The sequence below is a fragment of the Nocardioides gansuensis genome (assembly GCF_003076135.1).
Taxonomy (GTDB): domain Bacteria; phylum Actinomycetota; class Actinomycetes; order Propionibacteriales; family Nocardioidaceae; genus Nocardioides; species Nocardioides gansuensis.
In genome coordinates this window covers 217148-235008 of the sequence record NZ_QDGZ01000007.1, presented here as the reverse complement: position 1 = coordinate 235008, position 17861 = coordinate 217148, and the positions used below count along the sequence as shown (strand labels likewise).

General features: G+C 66.0%; 17 protein-coding genes and 1 pseudogene. 15 read left to right on the top strand and 3 right to left on the bottom strand.

Translation table 11 applies throughout. The features are described from left to right. Positions 1 to 192 precede the first annotated feature (192 nt). Both DDE18_RS16955 and DDE18_RS16950 read left to right on the top strand, forming a co-directional pair. Positions 193 to 375: pseudogene (locus tag DDE18_RS16955) on the top strand (DUF255 domain-containing protein); the annotation flags it as partial. A 10-nt stretch (positions 376 to 385) separates the two neighbouring features. Further along, entirely contained in the window at positions 386 to 748 is a 363-nt protein-coding gene (locus DDE18_RS16950) for a hypothetical protein (RefSeq protein WP_116573442.1), read from the top strand. On the opposite strand, the gene DDE18_RS16945 is transcribed toward DDE18_RS16950, so the two are convergent. Genes DDE18_RS16945 through DDE18_RS16935 form a run of 3 tightly spaced genes read right to left on the bottom strand, consistent with a single transcriptional unit; the run spans position 745 to position 4128 of the window. Beyond that, positions 745 to 2169: an aldehyde dehydrogenase family protein gene (locus tag DDE18_RS16945; protein ID WP_116573441.1), complete on the bottom strand. Its 1425-nt coding sequence runs from the start codon at positions 2167 to 2169 to the stop codon at positions 745 to 747. The two genes, DDE18_RS16950 and DDE18_RS16945, sit on opposite strands and share 4 nt — an antisense overlap. Continuing rightward, positions 2166 to 2918: an enoyl-CoA hydratase/isomerase family protein gene (locus tag DDE18_RS16940; protein ID WP_116573440.1), complete on the bottom strand. Its 753-nt coding sequence runs from the start codon at positions 2916 to 2918 to the stop codon at positions 2166 to 2168. Before DDE18_RS16940 ends, DDE18_RS16945 begins: the two co-directional genes overlap by 4 nt. Before the next feature lies 1 nt (position 2919). Beyond that, complete coding sequence (locus tag DDE18_RS16935) at positions 2920 to 4128, bottom strand: DUF993 family protein (RefSeq protein WP_245916796.1); 1209 nt, start codon at positions 4126 to 4128, stop codon at positions 2920 to 2922. Positions 4129 to 4409: 281 nt separating this feature from the next. Here DDE18_RS16935 and DDE18_RS16930 point away from each other — a divergent pair, with 281 nt between their 5' ends. From DDE18_RS16930 to DDE18_RS16870, 13 genes are all read left to right on the top strand, one after another. Then, positions 4410 to 6008: a GMC family oxidoreductase gene (locus tag DDE18_RS16930; protein WP_211754601.1), complete on the top strand. Its 1599-nt coding sequence runs from the start codon at positions 4410 to 4412 to the stop codon at positions 6006 to 6008. Then, positions 6005 to 6427, top strand: a complete 423-nt coding sequence (locus DDE18_RS16925) for a hypothetical protein (RefSeq protein ID WP_116573438.1) — start codon at positions 6005 to 6007, stop codon at positions 6425 to 6427. Before DDE18_RS16930 ends, DDE18_RS16925 begins: the two co-directional genes overlap by 4 nt. A 57-nt stretch (positions 6428 to 6484) precedes the next feature. After that, the gene (locus DDE18_RS16920; RefSeq protein ID WP_165821209.1) at positions 6485 to 7561 is read left to right on the top strand and encodes a substrate-binding domain-containing protein; all 1077 of its coding nucleotides are present in this window, start codon (positions 6485 to 6487) and stop codon (positions 7559 to 7561) included. Positions 7562 to 7639: 78 nt separating this feature from the next. Next, positions 7640 to 8659: an ABC transporter permease gene (locus DDE18_RS16915; RefSeq protein WP_211754600.1), complete on the top strand. Its 1020-nt coding sequence runs from the start codon at positions 7640 to 7642 to the stop codon at positions 8657 to 8659. Continuing rightward, on the top strand, positions 8656 to 10191 hold the full coding sequence (locus tag DDE18_RS16910) for a sugar ABC transporter ATP-binding protein (protein ID WP_116573435.1): 1536 nt from the start codon (positions 8656 to 8658) through the stop codon (positions 10189 to 10191). The genes DDE18_RS16915 and DDE18_RS16910 overlap by 4 nt, the downstream gene beginning before the upstream one ends. Positions 10192 to 10205: 14 nt before the next feature. Next, positions 10206 to 11381 (top strand): acyl-CoA dehydrogenase family protein, encoded by a 1176-nt coding sequence (locus tag DDE18_RS16905; protein WP_211754599.1) that lies wholly within the window; start codon positions 10206 to 10208, stop codon positions 11379 to 11381. Further along, complete coding sequence (locus tag DDE18_RS23770) at positions 11378 to 12160, top strand: SDR family NAD(P)-dependent oxidoreductase (protein ID WP_116573433.1); 783 nt, start codon at positions 11378 to 11380, stop codon at positions 12158 to 12160. Before DDE18_RS16905 ends, DDE18_RS23770 begins: the two co-directional genes overlap by 4 nt. Then, positions 12157 to 13749, top strand: a complete 1593-nt coding sequence (locus DDE18_RS16895) for an acyl CoA:acetate/3-ketoacid CoA transferase (protein WP_116573432.1) — start codon at positions 12157 to 12159, stop codon at positions 13747 to 13749. The genes DDE18_RS23770 and DDE18_RS16895 overlap by 4 nt, the downstream gene beginning before the upstream one ends. Further along, positions 13736 to 14740, top strand: coding sequence for a LacI family DNA-binding transcriptional regulator (locus tag DDE18_RS16890; protein WP_245916829.1), 1005 nt, complete (start codon positions 13736 to 13738; stop codon positions 14738 to 14740). The genes DDE18_RS16895 and DDE18_RS16890 overlap by 14 nt, the downstream gene beginning before the upstream one ends. Further along, positions 14737 to 15174, top strand: coding sequence for a MaoC family dehydratase (locus DDE18_RS16885; RefSeq protein ID WP_211754597.1), 438 nt, complete (start codon positions 14737 to 14739; stop codon positions 15172 to 15174). Before DDE18_RS16890 ends, DDE18_RS16885 begins: the two co-directional genes overlap by 4 nt. Beyond that, the gene (locus tag DDE18_RS16880) at positions 15167 to 16159 is read left to right on the top strand and encodes a glycerate kinase family protein (protein WP_116573430.1); all 993 of its coding nucleotides are present in this window, start codon (positions 15167 to 15169) and stop codon (positions 16157 to 16159) included. Before DDE18_RS16885 ends, DDE18_RS16880 begins: the two co-directional genes overlap by 8 nt. Continuing rightward, positions 16156 to 16605 (top strand): hypothetical protein, encoded by a 450-nt coding sequence (locus DDE18_RS16875; protein WP_116573429.1) that lies wholly within the window; start codon positions 16156 to 16158, stop codon positions 16603 to 16605. The genes DDE18_RS16880 and DDE18_RS16875 overlap by 4 nt, the downstream gene beginning before the upstream one ends. Beyond that, positions 16602 to 17363, top strand: a complete 762-nt coding sequence (locus tag DDE18_RS16870) for an SDR family NAD(P)-dependent oxidoreductase (RefSeq protein WP_116573428.1) — start codon at positions 16602 to 16604, stop codon at positions 17361 to 17363. Before DDE18_RS16875 ends, DDE18_RS16870 begins: the two co-directional genes overlap by 4 nt. Positions 17364 to 17861 lie beyond the last annotated feature (498 nt).

The window sequence follows — 17861 nt, the reverse complement described above, 5'->3', positions numbered from 1 at the left end:
CATCCAGGCGACTGACCTTGCCCTGCGCGAGCAGCGTTGACTTCGGCGTGCCGCCATCGTGACCGCCCTCCTACGCTGGGACGAGGAGCACTTCACGGCCCGCAGCTCTGAGGGGCCAGAAGTGGAATTTGTATCAGGGATTTGTGTCATCGAGGCCCGGTGATGCAAACACCACTGGAACGGAGTGCGCAGATGGCGAATCGGCTCGCGGACTCGACCAGCCCCTACCTCCAGCAGCACGCCGACAACCCGGTCGACTGGCGGGAGTGGGGCGAGGAGGCCTTCGCGGAGGCCCGGCGCCGCGGCCTACCCATCCTGCTGAGCGTCGGCTACGCCGCCTGCCACTGGTGCCAGGCTCTACGACGAAGGCGCTTTCGTCGCCAAGGTGGCTGATCTCGGCCTGCTGAAAGACCTGAACCACGAGTTCACGAAGACGAATACCGAACTTCGAGGGACGCGGGTCGATCCAGCCTTGGAGTCCTTCAAGGACTTTCAGCTGATTCACGAGATGTATGCGGTGGCATGGCTGCTCTGGTTCATCTTCACTGGGCGCGACGGCATCGACGACGACACGACCGGACCCGTAGCTGACCTGGTGCGGCGCTGCATCCACAGCGACAACTCGGGTGAGGTTCCTCCGCGCCGATCTGGCGCAGTTCCCCCGACCGGGGTCACACAGTCCTTCCGTGAGTGGCGCCTCTGCCTCAGCAAAAGAAGGGATACCTTGCTGCGAACCGCTCTGACCTAGGCTGGATAGCCGCTTGTCTCGCGCGGCAGGGCGCCACGCAGAGCAATCGTCTTGACCTGCGTCAGTTCGTGGAAGCTCGCTCGAAGGCCCTCGCGGCCGAAGCCGCTCATCTTGTAGCCCCCGTACTCGATAGCGTCCGGGCGGTACAAGCCTGAAGCGTTCACAGACACCGTTCCGGACTGCAGGTGGTGGGCCAAGTAGATGGCCCGCTGAAGGTCTCGCGTGAAGATCGAGGCGTTGAGTCCGAACGACGAGTCGTTCGCGATGCGGATGGCTTGGCGGTCGTCGTCGAACGCCACGACGGGAAATACCGGTCCGAAAACTTCGGCATCGGATGCGATCGAGGAACCGGGCCTCACGCCGCCCAGCACGATGGGTCCGACGAAGTTGCCACTCGCCGTTGGCTCTCCGGCGAGCAGCTCGGCACCTTCGTCCATGGCCGTCCGCACCTGGAGCGCCACGCGTTCGGCGGCAACGTCCGTGATCAGGGGGCCCAGCTCGACGGTGCGATCGGCGGACGGATCGCCTACGTGTAACGCGGAGACACGTTGGAGCAGGCCGTCCGTGAAGTCCTCGACCAGATCACGATGCACAAGCAGGCGCTTGTTGGCACAACAGACCTGGCCGTTCGCGAGGGTGCGGCCGAACATCACTTGGTCGAGGGTCACCTCGAGATCTGCGTCGTGGCACACGATCAAGGGGTCGTTGCCTCCGAGTTCGAGCATCACCGGTCGCAGGCGTGCGATCGCTGCCGCAGCGACGCTGAGACCGGCCCCCGTGCTTCCGGTGAAGGAGACGACGTCGATCCCCGGATGCGCGGCAAGGGGTGCCCCGGTGGAGATGCCTAGCCCATTGACCAGAACCAGAACATCTCGCGGCACTCCTGCCTCGTGAAGCAGCTCTGTCGCGCGCATCACCGTGAGGGGGTCGACCTCGGGCGGCTTGATGACGGCACAGTTTCCGCTCGCCAGGGCGGGTCCTATTTTGTGCGCGAAGATGTCCATCGGGGAGTTGAACGGGATCACCGCACCCAAGACACCGCGTGGCTCCCGGCGCGTCAGGATCAGGTCACCCTCGGTCCCTGGCTGCGCGTCACCCGGAATCGTCTCGCCGTATAGTCGCAGCGCCTCCTGGCCGTACTTCTCCAGCAGGCGCGCCGCATCACCGATCTCACCGAACGCCTGGGTATACGGCTTGCCGTTCTCCCGGGTGAGCAGCTCGGCGAGTTCGACCCGGTGTTCCTGCAGGAGGCCACCAGCCCGCTGGAGGATGGCGCAGCGCTCATATGCGGGGGTCGCCGCCCAACCAGGGAACGCCTCCCGGGCCCGTCGAACGGCAGCGTCCACGCCGTCCGCGCCGACGTCGGCGATGGAGTCTAGGCGTTCACCAGTGGCCGGGTTGAGTACGTCGATCGAGGTCATGATTGCGTCCTGTCGTTGATTGGGCGAGTTCTCGTGGGGTTGCCGGCGGCGAGGAAGAACCCGGCTCCGAGGGCGTCGAGGAGGGGGCTCCCGGCGGGGCCGAGCGCTGCGACGGCCAGCTTGGCGGCCGTCACGGCGTCGGGTGGGTGGCTGGCGATGGTGCTTGCCAGCGAGTCGACGGTGGCCGTCAGCTGATGCCGGTCGACGACCTCCTCGAGGAGGTCGAGCTCCCGTGCCTCCTCTGCGCTCAGCCGGCGCCCGGTCAGGAGGAGCTCCTTGGCCCTTCCGGGGCCGGCCTGGGCGACGAGCCGCGGAACGCCTCCCCAGGCCGGCGTGTTTCCCAGCGTGACCTCGGGAAAGGCAAGGATGCTGTCCCGGCTGGCGACGCGAAGGTCGCAGGCGAGAGCCAACTCCAGCCCACCGCCGAGGCACCAGCCGTCGATCTGCGCGATCACGGGGACTGGAGATTGGGCGATCATCGCACACGCACGACTTCCCACGAGGCTCGTCCGCGCACCCTCCTGTGGTGTCTGGGCGCGGTGCTCGTCGAGGTCAGCACCGACGGAGAACGCGCGCGGTGACGACGATCGCAGGACCACCACCCGGGTCTCGTCCGGGAGAGATCCGAACGCCGCCACAAGGTGCTGGAGCATGCAGCGCGTGAGGGCATTGAGCTTGGCGGCACGATTGAGGACGACATCGGTGCGCCCCTCACCGTGTGTGACCAGGACGTGGTCGGTGTCTGCCATATCAGGCAACCCCGTAGGTGGCCATGATGCTGCGGATTCGCCGAGCCGCCTCCTCGATGTCGTCGAAGACGCCAGCACGGTCGGCCAACCGGACGATCTCGGCCAGGTGCATGACTGATCGCGTGGTCTCCATGCCTCGAATCATGCGGAAGTGGTCCTGGTGCCCGTTCACGTAGGCGAGGAAGACGATCCCCGTCTTGTAGTACTGCGTAGGGGCTGCGAAGATCTTGCGGGACAGGGGCACGGTCGGCAGAAGCAGCGAGTCATAGCTTGCGACGTCGTCGTCGTCCAGCGCGCGCAGGGCTGCTCCTGCAATCCGCGCCATGGGGTTGAACGCGCCGAGCAGGGCATCGCTGGCTCCATGCGTGTCGCCGCGGATGAGGTCGGCGTAGTTGTAGTCGTCGCCGGTGTAGACGCGCACGCCGGCGGGCATACGGGAGCGGAGCGCAGTCTCGCGGTCGGCGTCGAGGATAGAGATCTTGACACCATCGATCTTGTCGGGCGCGAGCGCGATGACCTCGAGCAACGCGTCTGCCGCCCCGTCATGGCCGGTGGATCCCCAGTAGCCGCTGAGTTGGGTGTCGAAGGCTTCTCCCAACCAGTGGAGCAACACGGGACCAGAGACTTCGGCAAGCACCTGACCATACACATTGACGTAGTCGGCAGGGGAGGACGCTGTCGCTGCCATCGCCCGACTGGCCATCACGACAGGTACGGCCCCGCATTCCTCGATGTACTGACATTGCTCGATGTAGGCAGCCGCGATGGCGTTCAAGCTGTGGCGGTCCGTCTCCGGCAGCTGGTCCGTAGCGGCGCCAGCGACAATAGGTCGACCTTGAGCCGCATCCGCGCTCAAGGAGATCAGCTGCTTGGCGTGCGGCCAAGTCAGGCCCATGCCGCGCTGAGCAGTGTCCATGGCTTCAGCGACTCCCAGTCCGTGGGACCACAGGTGCTCGCGAAAGGCCAGCGTGCGTTCCCAATCGACCGCGTCGATCCCGGTATCGCCGCCGCTGCGGGGGTCAGCGACGACATGGGGGGCAGCGAAGCACGCACGTGACTTCGGCGGCTCCGAGCCGGTCAGAGAAGGGTCGACCGTGACCGGCGTACCGAGCTCGTACTGCTCGGTCCCGCCGCCGGCAATGGGAAGTGGAACCACGACGCCGCTCGGTGTGCTCTCACGCTGCGCCGCATCGGCGGTTTGGCTGTGCACCAATCTTCCTCCTCGTATCGTGAATCACGGCAACCGCTTGCCACGGTAGACAGATTTGGGGGCTCCGGCAAGCCCGTTTCGGTGTTGACGGGCACTTTTCATCAGGTTCTAACGCACGCTTGACAGCGCAATGCCGCCTGTGTAGCGTCCGTCACATCGGTTTTGGCAAACGCTTGCCACTGGTTCGTCATCACACTCGATGGAGGCATGGACGGATGGACACGCAGACGAGCGCTCAGCAGGCGGCTCGTGAGCACCACGACGACGATCACTACGACGTCGTGATCGTCGGCGCAGGGCCCAGTGGCGCCGTCACCGCCAAGCGGCTCGTCGAGGCCGGTTTTCGGGTCGCCGTGGTGGAGCAGGGGGACTGGCCCGACTACTCCAAAGCCCGCGCGAACTTTCCCGACTACGAGCTGACTCTCGACCGACACTGGCCCTGGAACCCCAACCGTGACGTGGAGGGACATGGCTTCGAGTTCGACGACTCCGCGTCGACCCTGACGCCCTTGATGTGGAACGGCGTCGGTGGCAGCGCTCTCGTCTGGGCCGCGCAATGGCAGCGGAACCTCCCATCGGACTTCCGGGTGCGCACCCTGGACGGTGTGGCCGACGACTGGCAGCTGACCTACGAGGATCTCGAGCCTTTTTATGTCCGCGTCGAGCGCGACTTCGGTGTCTCAGGTCTGGCAGGAGACCCGATGTTCCCCGCCGGCGACGGCCCGCCCATGCCTCCAGTTCCCATCCGCGAGCACGGTCGACGGATTGCGAAGGCGCACAACGAGCTGGGGTGGCACTGGTGGCCAGGAACTAATGCCATCGCTTCACGGCACTACGAGCACGCAAACCTCAAGGCGTGCACCCAACGCGCGGCGTGCATGCGCGGCTGTCCTGAGCGCGCCAAGTCATCACCCGATATCACTCACTGGCCCCAGTCCCTGGCCAAGGGCGTCACCTTGATCCTGCGTGCCCAGGTCCGCCGGGTCCTCATGTCCTCTCAAGGCTTGGCAGAGGGGGTCATGTACACCGACGAGCACGGCGTCGACCGTAGCGTTCGGGGCGATGTGGTCGTCTTGGCGGCCAACGGAATCGGGACGCCTCGCCTGCTCCTCCTTTCCGCCGACGCTCGGCACCCTGACGGGCTGGCGAACGGGTCTGGTCAGGTGGGACGCCGACTCATGATGCACCCGCTCGGGCAGGTCATCGGAGTGTGGGACGACCCGGTAGGCACCACGCATGGCGTCCATGGTCAGCAGCTCCACTCGCTGGAGTTCTATGAGACCGACGAGAGCCGGGGCTTCGTGCGCGGCGCCAAGTGGGGGCTGTTGCCCTCGTCGGGCCCCCTCACCCAAACTCGGAGCTATCCGTGGGGAAGCGAGAACGCCATCTGGGGACCGGGATTCCAGGACGCGTTGCGCGGACGCCTCGGACATTCAGCCTGGTGGGCCATCATCTGCGAGGACTTGCCCGAGGACCACAACCGGGTGAGTCTCCACACGGAGAAGCGCGACCGCTTCGGCGACCCGCTCGCTTCGATCGAGTACAAGACGTCAGACAACTCCGACCGGATGCTCGAGTTTCATCTCGACCGCGCCGTCGAATCCATGCAGGCGGCCGGTGCCCGACAGGCTATCCGGGGCTCGTGGATCAAGGAGAGCGCCTTTCACCATCTCGGCACCGCCGTCATGGGAGCAGACCCCGCCACCAGCGTCGTCGACGGCTGGGGTCGGGCCCACGAGGTCCCGAATCTCTTTATCTTCGACGGCAGCGTCTGGCCCACATCGGCGGGCATGAACCCGACCGCCACGATCGCGGCCCTCGCCCTGCGCAACACCGAGGCGATGATCGCCGCACGCAGTGGACAGGTGACGGCGTCATGACCGGACCCTTCAACACCGACCAGCTCGATCTCCTGATGGCAGCAGCGGCCTGGCTCATGCCAGACGAAGGAAGCCTGCCCTCGGTCGAGGACGCCGGGCTCAGGGAGACCTACATCGCCCAAGCTCTGCTCGCACGTCCGGACGGCACGCCGAAGCTTGCTGAGTTCCTGCGACTCGCCGAACAAGACGGGGTCGAGGAAGCGCTCGAGCACTGCCGCGACCACCGGCCCGAGCTCTGGGAGGCCGTGACCACGATCCTTCCCGGGGCCTACTTCTTGAGTCCCCAGGTACGTGACGCGCTCGGTTATCGCGGCCAGACACCACAGCTGATCCCCACCGAGGGCAGCCCCGATTACGACGAGTTCCTCTCAGGGGTGCTCGATCGAGGGCCGCAGTACCGGCCCACTCCATCGCAGTAACTCCCTGGCGGTCAACGCTGACCGGCTCCAAAACCGCACCTCATGAGGAGATCAACAATGAAGCGAAAGCAAGCGATGCGCATCACAGCGGTGACAGCCCTGGCTGCAGCCTGCTTGAGTGCCTGCGCGGACGACTCAGGCGGGTCTGCGAGCGCCGAAGACGTTGACGCCCGAATCGCCGAGATCAACAAGTCGCTCGAAGACAACCTGTACGTCAAGGCCGCAGCCGAATCCGGCGAGGGGGAGAACACGTGCCCCAAGACCCTGCCCGAGGGTGAGACAGCTGAGATCGTGTTCTCGATCGAAGGTCTCTCGCATCCGTTCCTCGTGGGCCAGGTGGATAAGGCCAAGGCCAAGGCCGAGGAACAGGGCGCCACGCTCACCGTCATCAGCGGAGACGACGACGTCAACAAGCAGCTCAACGGCGTCGAAACGGCGCTGGGCAGCAATCCCGATGCGCTGATGATGATGCCGGCCAACACCGAGGGCCTCGGTCCCATCCTCCAGCAGTACGAGGACGCCCAGATCCCCTACTTCTTCACGCAGAAGGGGCTGCTGGAGTCGAACGCGACCAACCAGGTGCTGGCGCCCTACGGCGAGGAGGGCAAGATCCTGGGCGAGTACGTCGTCGAGCACTACGCGGACTCCGAGGAGCCCGTCAAGGTCGCCCTGATCAGCGGCATCACCGGGGACGTCTCCAGCGTCGCCCGCACCGGCTCCTTCGAGCGCGAGCTGCTGGAGTCCGGGAATTTCGAGATCGTCGCTGAGGAGCCGGGGGAGTACCGCCGCGAGGAGTCGCAGACCGCGATGGACTCCATCCTCGCAGCGCACCCTGACGTTGAGCTCGTCTTCGGCGCCAACGACGAGGGGGCGCTGGGTGCTCTCCAGGCCATCAAAGCGGCTGGCAAGGGTGGCGAAATCGACGTGGTGGGCATCGACGGCCAGTCCGACATCTTCCCCGCCATCGAGAGCGGCGACGTGCTGGCCACGGTCAAGCACATGCAGACGGCACCGTACGTGGTCGAGAACATCATGAAGTGCCTGAGTGGCGAAGCCGTGCCCGCCTTCCAGGTGTTCCCCGGCGACCTCGTCGACGCGGCCGCCATCGAGGAAGGCGCTGAGCCGGCGTTCTGATCCCCGGTTGGGCCCGAGCAATCGACGTCTCGGGCCCAACTGGCTCACTAGAGCAACCAAGGAGCACAAACTATGACCATGACCGAGAAGAGCGAACTCTCGCCCGCATCCAGCACGCGCCGCACTCGTGGCGCCGCGCGGCTGTCCTCGATGAACCTGCACGACTTCGGCCTCCTCGGTGCGCTGCTCCTCCTGGTGTGCGTCTATGCCATCATCGCGCCGAACTTCCTGACCGAGTTCAACCTGCTCAACGTGCTTAGGCAGGTCTCCATCGTCGCGATTGCAGCCGTGGGCATGACCACTGTGATCTTGATCGCTGGCATCGACCTGTCCGTCGGCTCGACTGTCGCGTTCAGCGGCACCCTTGCCGCCTTGTTCCTCACCGAACGCACAGAGATCGGCGTCATTGCCGTCCTGATTGCCGTCACGATTGCAGTGCTGGCCGGCGCCGGGGTCGGTTTGCTGAATGGCCTCATCATCGGCCTCTTGGGCGTACCCGCGTTCATCGCCACGTTGGCGACCCTTACCGGAGTGCGCGGCTTCGCGCTCCTGCTCACCGAGGCGAAACCGGTGTCGGTGCCAGTCGGGGACTACAGCTGGTTGGGAACCGGGCACATCGGTCCTCTGCCGGTTCCGGTACTGATCATGGCCCTGGTCTTCTTCATCGGGTACGTGCTCTTGTCCCGCATGAAGATCGGGCGGCGCATCTACGCAGTGGGCGGCAACGAGAGCGCCGCCCGGCTCAGCGGCGTGCGCGTCACCCGGCTGATCCTCTTCGTCTACATCTTCGCGGGAGCCTGCACCGGGTTGGCCGGCTGCCTGGCCTCCGCACGACTGTCGTCAGGGCAACCCGCCGGCTTCATCGGGTTTGAGCTCGACGTCATCGCCGCGGTGGTCGTCGGCGGGACCAGCCTGATGGGGGGACGCGGACGGCTGAGCGGCACCTTCTTCGGCGCGCTGCTGATTGGTGTTCTGGGCAACGGATTGACTCTGATGGATGTCCAGACATATTGGAAGCAGATCCTCACCGGCATCGTCATCGTCGTCGCCATCGTCGTCGACGGGATCATCCGCCGTCGCGGAAGCCAAGCGTCATGAGTCTTGACGCACTCCTCGAGGGAGATATCGCCGGCCCGATGGCCAGCCCTGGAACCGTCATTCTGCGCGGCGAGGGTCTGTCGAAGGCGTTCGGCGGAAATCAGGCAGTCGACCAGGTCTCGTTCGACCTGCGCGCCGGGGAAGTCCACGCGTTCGTGGGCGAGAACGGTGCCGGGAAGTCAACCCTCGCCAAGCTCATCGCGGGCGTTCTCAACTCCGATGAGGGAACCTTGGAAGTCGACGGCTCGCCCGTGCACTTCCCCGGCCCGCACGACGCACAAGCGGCTGGCATCGCCATGGTGCACCAAGAGCTGAGCGTGGTCTCCTCGCTGTCGGTGGCAGAGAACGTCTTGTTTGGCGTGGAGCCTTCCAGGTGGGGGTGGATGCACCGGCAGAAGATGTCAGCCACCGCCAGGAAGTATCTCGACGTGGTGGGACTGCACGTGCCTCCGAACCTGTCCACGGCCAGGCTGAGCACCGCGCAACGGCAGTTGCTCGAGATCGCACACGTCCTCGCCCTCAACGCGCGAATCATCATCCTCGACGAGCCGACGTCCTCGTTGGCCACGTCCGACGCCCACCACCTCCGCGAGCTCATCGGAGCCCTGCGGGAGGCGGGACGGACCGTGGTCCTGGTATCGCATGACTTCGACGAAGTCCTCGACGTCGCGGACCGCGTCACGTGTCTGCGCGACGGTCAATGGGTGTGCACCGAGCCGGCGGAGACACTCGATCACGACAAGCTGATCCGGTTGGTGACAGGTCGCGACGTCCTGGTCGCCCCACGCGAAGCGCGCGTCCACACCGGTGAGGCGCCCGTGCTCGAGGTTCGCGAGCTCACTGGTCCAGGGCTGGTCCATGCTGACCTGGTGCTGCATCCGGGAGAGATTCTCGGGATCGGTGGACTGGTGGGCAGCGGCCGCACCGAGCTGATGCGGATCTTGGCGGGAGACGTGCGTCCGACCGCAGGATCCATGATGCTGTTCGGTGAGTCGTTCGCCCCATCCGCGCCCAGTGCGGCGCTCAAGCGCGGTGTGTCGCTGGTTCCTGAGAGCCGGAAGGAGCAGGGACTCATTCTCCACGCCACCGTGCTGCAGAACATCGAGCTGGCAGCCCTCGACAGTCTTGGCAGTGGGCCGTTCTTCCGTGCCGGCGCCGCCCGGATGCTTGCAGCCGAGTACGTCGAGAAGTTGCGCATTAAGGTGTCCTCGGTCCACGCGCCGGTGAACTCGTTGAGTGGTGGCAACCAGCAGAAGGTGGTTCTGGCGAAAGTGTTGGCCACACAACCCCGCGTCCTGCTGCTGGACGAGCCCACCAAAGGAATCGACGTAGGCGCCAAGGCAGAGATTCTGACCCTCATGCGTGGTCTCGCAGCCCAAGGCATCTCGGTGGTGATGGTGAGCTCGGTGCTCCAAGAGCTGCTCGACAGCTGTGACCGAATCGTGGTCATGCGAGGTGGGCGAACCGTCGGCGACCTGGAGAACGTGGATATCTCCGAGGAAGACCTCGCACGTTTGGCGTTCGCGGGATGAGCACCTTGCCGACCGTGGAGGACGTGGACCTGTTCTGCTCGGAAATGGTGGCGCCGGCCGCCGAGGACATCGAACTGACAGCACGGTTCTTCCCCGAGCTCCTCAGCGAGGCCGCCCAGCTGGGCCTCCAGAGCCTGCTCTTCGAAGCTGACGGCTCCCTCGACCTCGCCCGAATGGCTCTCGTCCACGAGAGCACCGAGCGGATCGCCGCAGAGTCTGCAGCCGTGTCACTGGCGGTCTCGGTGGCTCGCCTGCACACCTATCTGCTGGCTCGCTATGCCGCGTCGGAGGTGTGCGACCGATGGCTGCAACCGACCTTGCGCGCAGAACTCTTCGGCGCGTTCGCCATCACCGAACCGCACGCAGGCACTGACATCCGGGCCCTGACGACTGTTGCCCGAAGGCAAGGGGACCACTACGTCCTCGACGGGCAGAAGTGCTGGATCGGGTTGGCGCCGGTCTGCTCCTACGCCATCGTCCTGGCCAAGGTCGATCATCGCGAGCGCGATGCTGACACCATCGCGCTCGTGGTGGACATGGCCAGCGACGGAGCCGTGGGAGCACCGGGCCCAGAGCTCGCAGGATTCCGCGGGATGCCGAATGGGACCCTCACCTTCGAGGCTTGCCGCGTTCCGGTCCAGAACGCCCTCGCCTGCGACGGGTTCGGCGGCATGATGGACGGGCTCAACATGGCCCGCATCGAGGCCGCGTCCTACTCCGTCGGCCTGCTTCGTGGCGCCATCAGGGAAGCGACAGGCTGGGCAAACCATCGAGAGGCGTTCGGGAAACCGATCGCCGCACTGCCCAGTATCCAGTCGAAGATCGGCCGCATGGTGACCGACTACCGAGCTGCCCGCGAACTGGTCCTACGCGCAGGTGAGACCTTCGCCCTTGGCAACGGTGGCGACCAGGCAGTGATCTCGATGGCGAAGATGTTCGCCTCGGATGCGGCCCGCCGCCATACCGATGCTGCCCTGCAGATCGTTGCCGGAGCCGGCATGGCTCGTAACCACCCCCTACAACGAATGGACCGAGACGCCAAGGTGACCCAGATCTTCGACGGCACCAGCGAGATCCACGAGACGATGCTCGGGCGGCGGGTGCTGCGCGAGGCTGCCAACGGACTCATCGGCCCCTCGTTCTTCCCCGACAGCAACACCGCACACGAGAAGACGGACAACGTTCGATGACCCCCCCTCCCTCTGACGAAGACGCCCTCGCGAAGCGCCTCGCGGGGCAGCGCATCCTTGTCACCGGCGCCCCCGGCGATCTGGGCCGCGCCATCTGCCTGGAGGTCGCGCGTGCGGGGGCCGACGTCGTCGTCCACCACTGGCAGACACCGGAGGCGGCGCTAAGGCTCTCCGAGCAGCTCACTGCGCTCGGAGTCGACGCATCGGTTATCGAGGCAGACGTCTCAGACCCCGATCAGGTCGGCGAGGCCATCCGTCACCTCGAGGAGGAGCACGGCCCCCTGACCGGCCTGGTCAACAATGCCGGAATCATGGACGAGCAACCGTTTCTCGCCACCACCATTCAGTCGTGGCAAAAAACTTTGGACGTGGATCTCACGGGAGTCTTCATTGTCTCCCAAGAAGTCGGTGGTCGCATGTTCGGCCGAGGACACGGCTCCATCGTCAACATCTCCTCGCAGCTGGCGTTCAAGGGCGGTATGCACGTTGCTGCGTACTGCGCAGCCAAAGCCGGCGTCCTGGGCTTGACCCGCGCGATGGCCCGCGAGCTCGGCCCCCAGGTGCGGGTCAATGCGGTGGCTCCCGGGCCTCTCGAGACGGCTATGACGGCCCCCTACGCGGACGAGGCTTGGCTCGCAGTGCGGACCGGGCCCCTCGTCACCGGTCGGCTCGGCCTGCCGACCGAGGTTGCGCCCGCAGTCGTCTTTCTTCTCGCGGCGGAATCGGCGCTTTTCCATGGACAGACATTGCATCCGAATGGTGGAGGGGTGATGGCGTGAGAACCCATGGCGCACCGTTGGTCGTGACAGCACGCGAGGCCGTCGATCTGATCGGAGACGAAGATGTCGTCTACATCGAAGGATCCGGCGGGGGGCTGGTGGAGCCGGACCTCCTGCTGAAGACCCTCGGCGAGCGTTTCAGCGAGACAGCCCACCCGCGTGACCTCACCATCGTGCACACCACCGGTATCGGCGACCGAAAGGGTGCTGGCATGGATCACCTGGCCCAACACGGACTGGTCGCGCGAGCGATCGCGGGCAACTGGGGCATGGCACCGCGCATGTCCGAGATGGCGATGGAGAACGCGTTTGCTGCGTACAACTTCCCGCAGGGCGTCATGGCGCAGATGTGCCGCGAGATTGCCGGCGGGCGCGTCGGGGTCATCACCCACGTGGGACTTGGCACCTTCTGCGACCCGCGGGTCTCGGGTGGCCGCCTCAACGCCAAGGCGACCGAGGAACTCGTCCAGATCCTCGAGATCGACGGCCGCGAGCTTCTCCACTACCGCCCCGTAGCTCCCGACGTCTGCTTCATTCGCGCCACCACGGCCGACGCCGATGGCAATCTCTCCCTGGAAGAAGAGGCCGCGCGACTCGAGGTGTTGGCCATGGCGCAAGCCACCCACAACTCAGGCGGAGTGGTGATCGCCCAGGTCAAGAGGCTCGCCAAGGCGGCATCTCTCGATCCCCGCACGGTCGTGGTCCCCGGATTCCTGGTCGATCGAGTGGTCGTGCACCCGGAGCAGCGGCAACTCGTGGAGACGGCCTTCAACCCCGCCTACAGCGGTGCGCTGCGGGGACCGGCTGACGCAGTGCCCGTGATGGCACCCGGCGCGCGGAAGCTGGTGGGTCGACGAGCACTCATGGAGATCCGACGTGGTGACGTGGTCAACCTCGGAGTGGGAATCGCCGACGGCGTGGCCTCCGTAGCAGCCGAGGAAGGTTGCTTCGAACAGTTCACTCTCACCGTCGAACAGGGACTCGTGGGCGGCATCCCCGCGGCCGGAGTCAGCTTCGGGGCCTCCTACAACCCCGTTGCCATCCTCGAACAGCCCGCTCAGTTCGACTTCTACGACGGGGGCGGACTGGACGTGGCGTTTCTGGGGTTCGCCCAGCTGGACAGGCAGGGCAACGTGAACGTCTCGCTCTTCAACGGACGGCTGATCGGGACGGGCGGCTTCATCAACATCACCCAGAACGCCCACAGCGTGGTCTTTTGCGGAACCTTCAACGCGGGTGGACTCGACGTGGCGATCGAGGACGATCAGCTCGAGATCCTCGCCGAGGGCAGGCACACCAAGTTCGTCGACGAGGTCGAACACGTCACCTTCAACGGCGAACTGGCAGCCAAGCGCGGTCAGCGAATCCTGGTCGTCACCGAACGAGCGGTCTTCACCGTGACCGACCACGGCTTGCGACTCATCGAAGTAGCACCCGGCATCGACCCGCAGACACACGTGCTGGACCAGATCCCCTTCGAGGTCGAGGTGGGTGAGGTCGAGCTCATGGACAAACGCATATTCGGCCATGGAGTCATGCAGTGGCACGTGCCCGAATTCTCGGACGGTGACCACGATGGCCTCGCTTGAAGACGTAGCGGCGCATGCGAAGGTCTCGGTAGCCACCGCCTCCCGTGTCCTCAACGGGTCACGACACCCGGTGTCCGACGCGACGAAGGCCAAGGTGCACGCTTCAGCTGCGGAGCTCGGCTATTCGCCCAGCGCCGTCGCCCAGGCTCTTGCCAACAAGCAGAGCCGCATCATCGGGGTGATCGTGGAGGACAGCGCCGACCCCTACTTCGCCGAGATCACCCGCGGTGTCGAGGACGTGGCCAGCCGTGCCGGCTACCTGACGATCGTCTGCAACGCTGACCGGAAAATCGACGTCGAGGTCGAGCAAATGACCCTGATGCGCCACTACAGTGCCGCAGGAGTCATCTTCGCCGGGTCTGGGTTCATCGGCGGTGACCACGCCCGGCTCGCCGGTCTCGTCAAGGCCGCCCGGGATGACGGGATCACTGTGGTCTCTCTCGGCCGTCGCGAAATCGAGGCTGACGTCGTCACCTACGACAACGAGGCGGCCGCGCACGACCTCACGGTGTCGCTGATCGCATCCGCTCACAAGCGCATCGTCCTGGTGGGCGGACTGCCGGGCGTGTACGCCGCAGAAGACCGCAAGCTGGGTTACCTGCGCGCGATGGATGAGGCGGGTCTGGCACCCGAGGTCATCCCCGGGACGTTCGGCCCGGAATCGGGCAGCTCGGCCGCCTTGCGTCTGCTCGTCGGCGGCTCCCTCCCGGACGCCGTCATCGGGTCCAACGACCAGACTGCGGGAGGGATCCTTACCGCGTTCCGCCAAGCCGACATCAAAGTGCCCGAGCAGGTGGCCGTCGCGGGCATCGGTGGCACCAGGTTGGCCGCACTCCTGGACATGACCACGGCCGCCGTGCCGCTCCACACGCTCGGCGCAACAGCAGCCCACCGGATCCTGCACCCGGAACGGAGCAGGGAACCGATCATCCTTCCCCACCAGATCGTGCCCCGCGGCACGACGGCGCACGCGGGCTACGCAAGCCTATGAGCACCATGGCGGACCTGGAGTCGCTGATCGGGCAGGTGGCGAGCTTCCGGAAGACGGTGGGCGAGTCCGATGTCTACCTGTTTGCCGGGTTGACCGGAGACCTGAGCCCTAACCACGTGGACGAGCAGGCCATGGCTACGACGCCCTTTGGGACACGCATCGCGCATGGCGTGCTCCTCGTCGGGTTCATGTCCACCGCCGCCACCAGGTTCGTGGAGACGACCGGCGCCGTCGCCGTCTCGGCCGGGTACGACCGGGTTCGCTTCGTCGCACCAGTGCGGATCGGCCAGACCGTCGCGGTGACGTACACGATCACCGCTGCCGACCCGGTTCGACGCCGCACCACCGCACACGTGGAGGCGCACACCGAGGACGGTCGGCTGTGCGCGGTGGCCGACCACCTGCTCACCTTCCTGGACGGTGCCTATGCCTGACCGCCGTCATCGGGTGCTGATCGCTCCCGACTCGTTCAAGGGCACGTTCACGGCCGTACAGGTGGCGGAGGCGCTCGGCGAGGGCTTCGCAAGCGCAGGCATCGCGATCGACCTGTGCCCGTTGGCAGACGGGGGAGAAGGCACCGTTGCTGCACTCGTGCCATCGCAGAACCTGGTCTTCGTGGACACGGTGGACCCGCTAGGTCGGCCGATCAGAGCCGCGTACGGCCTGTCCGGGGACACCGCCTACGTCGAGTGCGCCGCCGCCAGCGGGCTCACGCTCGTCGAGCCGGAGGACCGTGATGCCAGCACTGCCTCAACCTTCGGGACCGGGCTCCTCATCGCCGACGCCGTTGCGCGAGGTTCGCGCCGAATCGTTGTCGCGTGCGGTGGCAGCGCCACCACCGATGGTGGCCTCGGGTGCTTGGCTGCGATCGAAGCGGCTGGTGGACTTAGGTCGGCCGACGTCATCGTCCTGACCGACGTGACGTTGCCCTTCGAGGAGGCCGCCGTCTGGTTCGCTCCCCAGAAAGGCGCCGACCCCGCCGAGGTCGCGGCGCTCACCCAACGGCTCCACCAGACGGCATCAGGCCTTCCCAAGGACCCCCGCGGTGTCGAGGGCAGCGGAGCTGCCGGGGGGCTGGCCGGAGGCCTGTGGGCCGCTCACGATGCCTCGATCGTTTCCGGCGCCGGATATGTGCTGGACGCACTTGAAGTCGGCACACGCGTGGAGTCGAGCTCGCTTGTCGTCACTGGCGAAGGACGGATCGACGAGCAGACCTTCCACGGCAAGCTCGTCGGCGAGCTCGCCCGCCGGTGCCAAGCCGCCGGGGTGCCCTGTGTTGCCGTGGTCGGACGCGACGAGCTAGGTCGCGACCGAGGAACCGACCTCGGCCTGGCCGACATCGTCCAGGCCAGCTCACGGCTCGAACTAGTCGACACCGCCCGACGTCTTGCCCGACAACTCACCGAGGAGTCCCCATGACCACCGTCAGCCAAGGAAGCACCACCTTCATCCTGGACCCAGAACCGACACCCGAACTGGACCTCGGGGCTCGCGACCTGGATCTACTCGTGTTCGACACCACCCACCAGACTGCAGACCCCCTTGTCGACTGGCTGCTCGACGGAACCACCCGACTATTCGAAGAGTTCCGCGTGAGGCTGACCACGAGCGGCCTGGCTCGCCCCGTGAGCGTCCTGTTCCTGGACGCGGGAGACGACGACCGCGCCCCGCTCGTGGAGGCAACCTTCGCCTCGGTCCAGGCGACCGCGCTCTCGCTCGCCCTCGAGTATCCGCGCACTCGCATCACCGTCCTCCGAGCACATCGCTCTCAGCTCGAATCGATCCAGGACACCGCCGACTTCCTCTCTAGCGATGCCAGTGCCTACGTCACCGCAACGACCATCGACCTCAGGAGCGCGTCATGAAACTACTCGTCATCGGCGGCAGCCAAGGGATCGGACGAAGCGTCGTGCTCCAGGCCCTCGCGGCCGGGCAGGTCGTACTCGCTCACGGCCGCGACGAGGCAGCGCTCGCCGAGCTCGCCACGCATGGAGCACACACCATCGTCGGGGACCTCCGCGAGAGCGCGACGCTCGAGGCGCTCGGCAACCGAGCGGATGAGCTCGGCATCGACACTGTGGTCGCCTCCCAGGGCGTTGCCGGGGACGGTGCTCTGACAACCCTGACGCCGGAACGCATCAGGCTTGTCATGGAGATCAACACCGTGAGCGTCATCAGGCTCTACCACGCGCTTCGGGCCACACTGCTCGAGCGGCGAGGCATCTTCGTCGTCATCGCGTCCCAGGCTTCGTTGCGTCCCGAGCGCTTCGATTCCGCCTACTGCGCCTCCAAATGGGCAGTCCTCCACTGGGTCCAGTCCATGGCAGCTCTCGAGTCGCCGCATGGGGTGTCGGTCCGCGCGATCTGCCCGGGGCGCACTAAGACGGCTCTCTTCGACGACGCCATGGCCGGCTTCGCCGCAGCTGCCGAGATGTCCTTGGAGGAGTACACCGAAATGATCCTCGGGCTCATCCCCTTGCGGCGTTTCGCCCCCGTGGAGGAGACCGCGGCAGCGACCCTCTTCATGGCCGCACACGCCCCGCGGCCAACCGTGCTGGCCGAGACGGGAGGCGAAGTGCCCTACAGCATTGCGCCCTTTCTTGTCGGCGGTCACCAGGGCTGAGCTCACTACGCCCCTCCGCCATGCTCTCGGCATTGAGCCACTGCGGTGAACACGAACCGCACGTCGCCGTACGGTCGCCAAGCGTCGTGCTTCGGCGGCTCCGCGGACACCTCGACGCATCAGTACGTGGCGGGCAGCTCGGTCATAACCACTTCTCGACGGCCCCCACCGCCCGCGGTGAGTTGACGGTCCTGTCCGGGGTAGGCGGCGGCCTTGTTCGGATCGCGGTTCGGGCGGTGCTTCGCGTCCGCTCGGGCAGCCACCGGCGCGCGGGTCGCAGCGCTGGTTCTGATTCCAGTGCCGGCTTCGCGGCAGTGCGCCAGAGCCTGACTTGGGACCAGGGCACGGAGATGGTGCGTCACCTCGAGATCACCGCGGCGATCGGCCTGAAGATCTACTTCTGCGACGCCGCTAGCCTCCTGGAAGCGGCGCTCAAACGAGAACGCCAACGGGCTGCTGCGCCAGTGCTTCCCGAAGTTGGCCTACCTCGCGGTCCAC

What these genes read in the sequence shown, in the direction of transcription:
- DDE18_RS16925 (WP_116573438.1), top strand. Translation starts at nt 6,005, where the DNA reads ATGACCGGACCCTTCAACACCGACCAGCTCGATCTCCTGATGGCAGCA.
- DDE18_RS16940 (WP_116573440.1), bottom strand. Translation starts at nt 2,918, where the DNA reads ATGGCAGACACCGACCACGTCCTGGTCACACACGGTGAGGGGCGCACC.
- DDE18_RS16880 (WP_116573430.1), top strand. Translation starts at nt 15,167, where the DNA reads ATGCCTGACCGCCGTCATCGGGTGCTGATCGCTCCCGACTCGTTCAAG.
- DDE18_RS16870 (WP_116573428.1), top strand. Translation starts at nt 16,602, where the DNA reads ATGAAACTACTCGTCATCGGCGGCAGCCAAGGGATCGGACGAAGCGTC.
- DDE18_RS16885 (WP_211754597.1), top strand. Translation starts at nt 14,737, where the DNA reads ATGAGCACCATGGCGGACCTGGAGTCGCTGATCGGGCAGGTGGCGAGC.
- DDE18_RS16945 (WP_116573441.1), bottom strand. Translation starts at nt 2,169, where the DNA reads ATGACCTCGATCGACGTACTCAACCCGGCCACTGGTGAACGCCTAGAC.
- DDE18_RS16910 (WP_116573435.1), top strand. Translation starts at nt 8,656, where the DNA reads ATGAGTCTTGACGCACTCCTCGAGGGAGATATCGCCGGCCCGATGGCC.
- DDE18_RS16920 (WP_165821209.1), top strand. Translation starts at nt 6,485, where the DNA reads ATGAAGCGAAAGCAAGCGATGCGCATCACAGCGGTGACAGCCCTGGCT.
- DDE18_RS16875 (WP_116573429.1), top strand. Translation starts at nt 16,156, where the DNA reads ATGACCACCGTCAGCCAAGGAAGCACCACCTTCATCCTGGACCCAGAA.
- DDE18_RS16915 (WP_211754600.1), top strand. Translation starts at nt 7,640, where the DNA reads ATGACCGAGAAGAGCGAACTCTCGCCCGCATCCAGCACGCGCCGCACT.
- DDE18_RS23770 (WP_116573433.1), top strand. Translation starts at nt 11,378, where the DNA reads ATGACCCCCCCTCCCTCTGACGAAGACGCCCTCGCGAAGCGCCTCGCG.
- DDE18_RS16890 (WP_245916829.1), top strand. Translation starts at nt 13,736, where the DNA reads ATGGCCTCGCTTGAAGACGTAGCGGCGCATGCGAAGGTCTCGGTAGCC.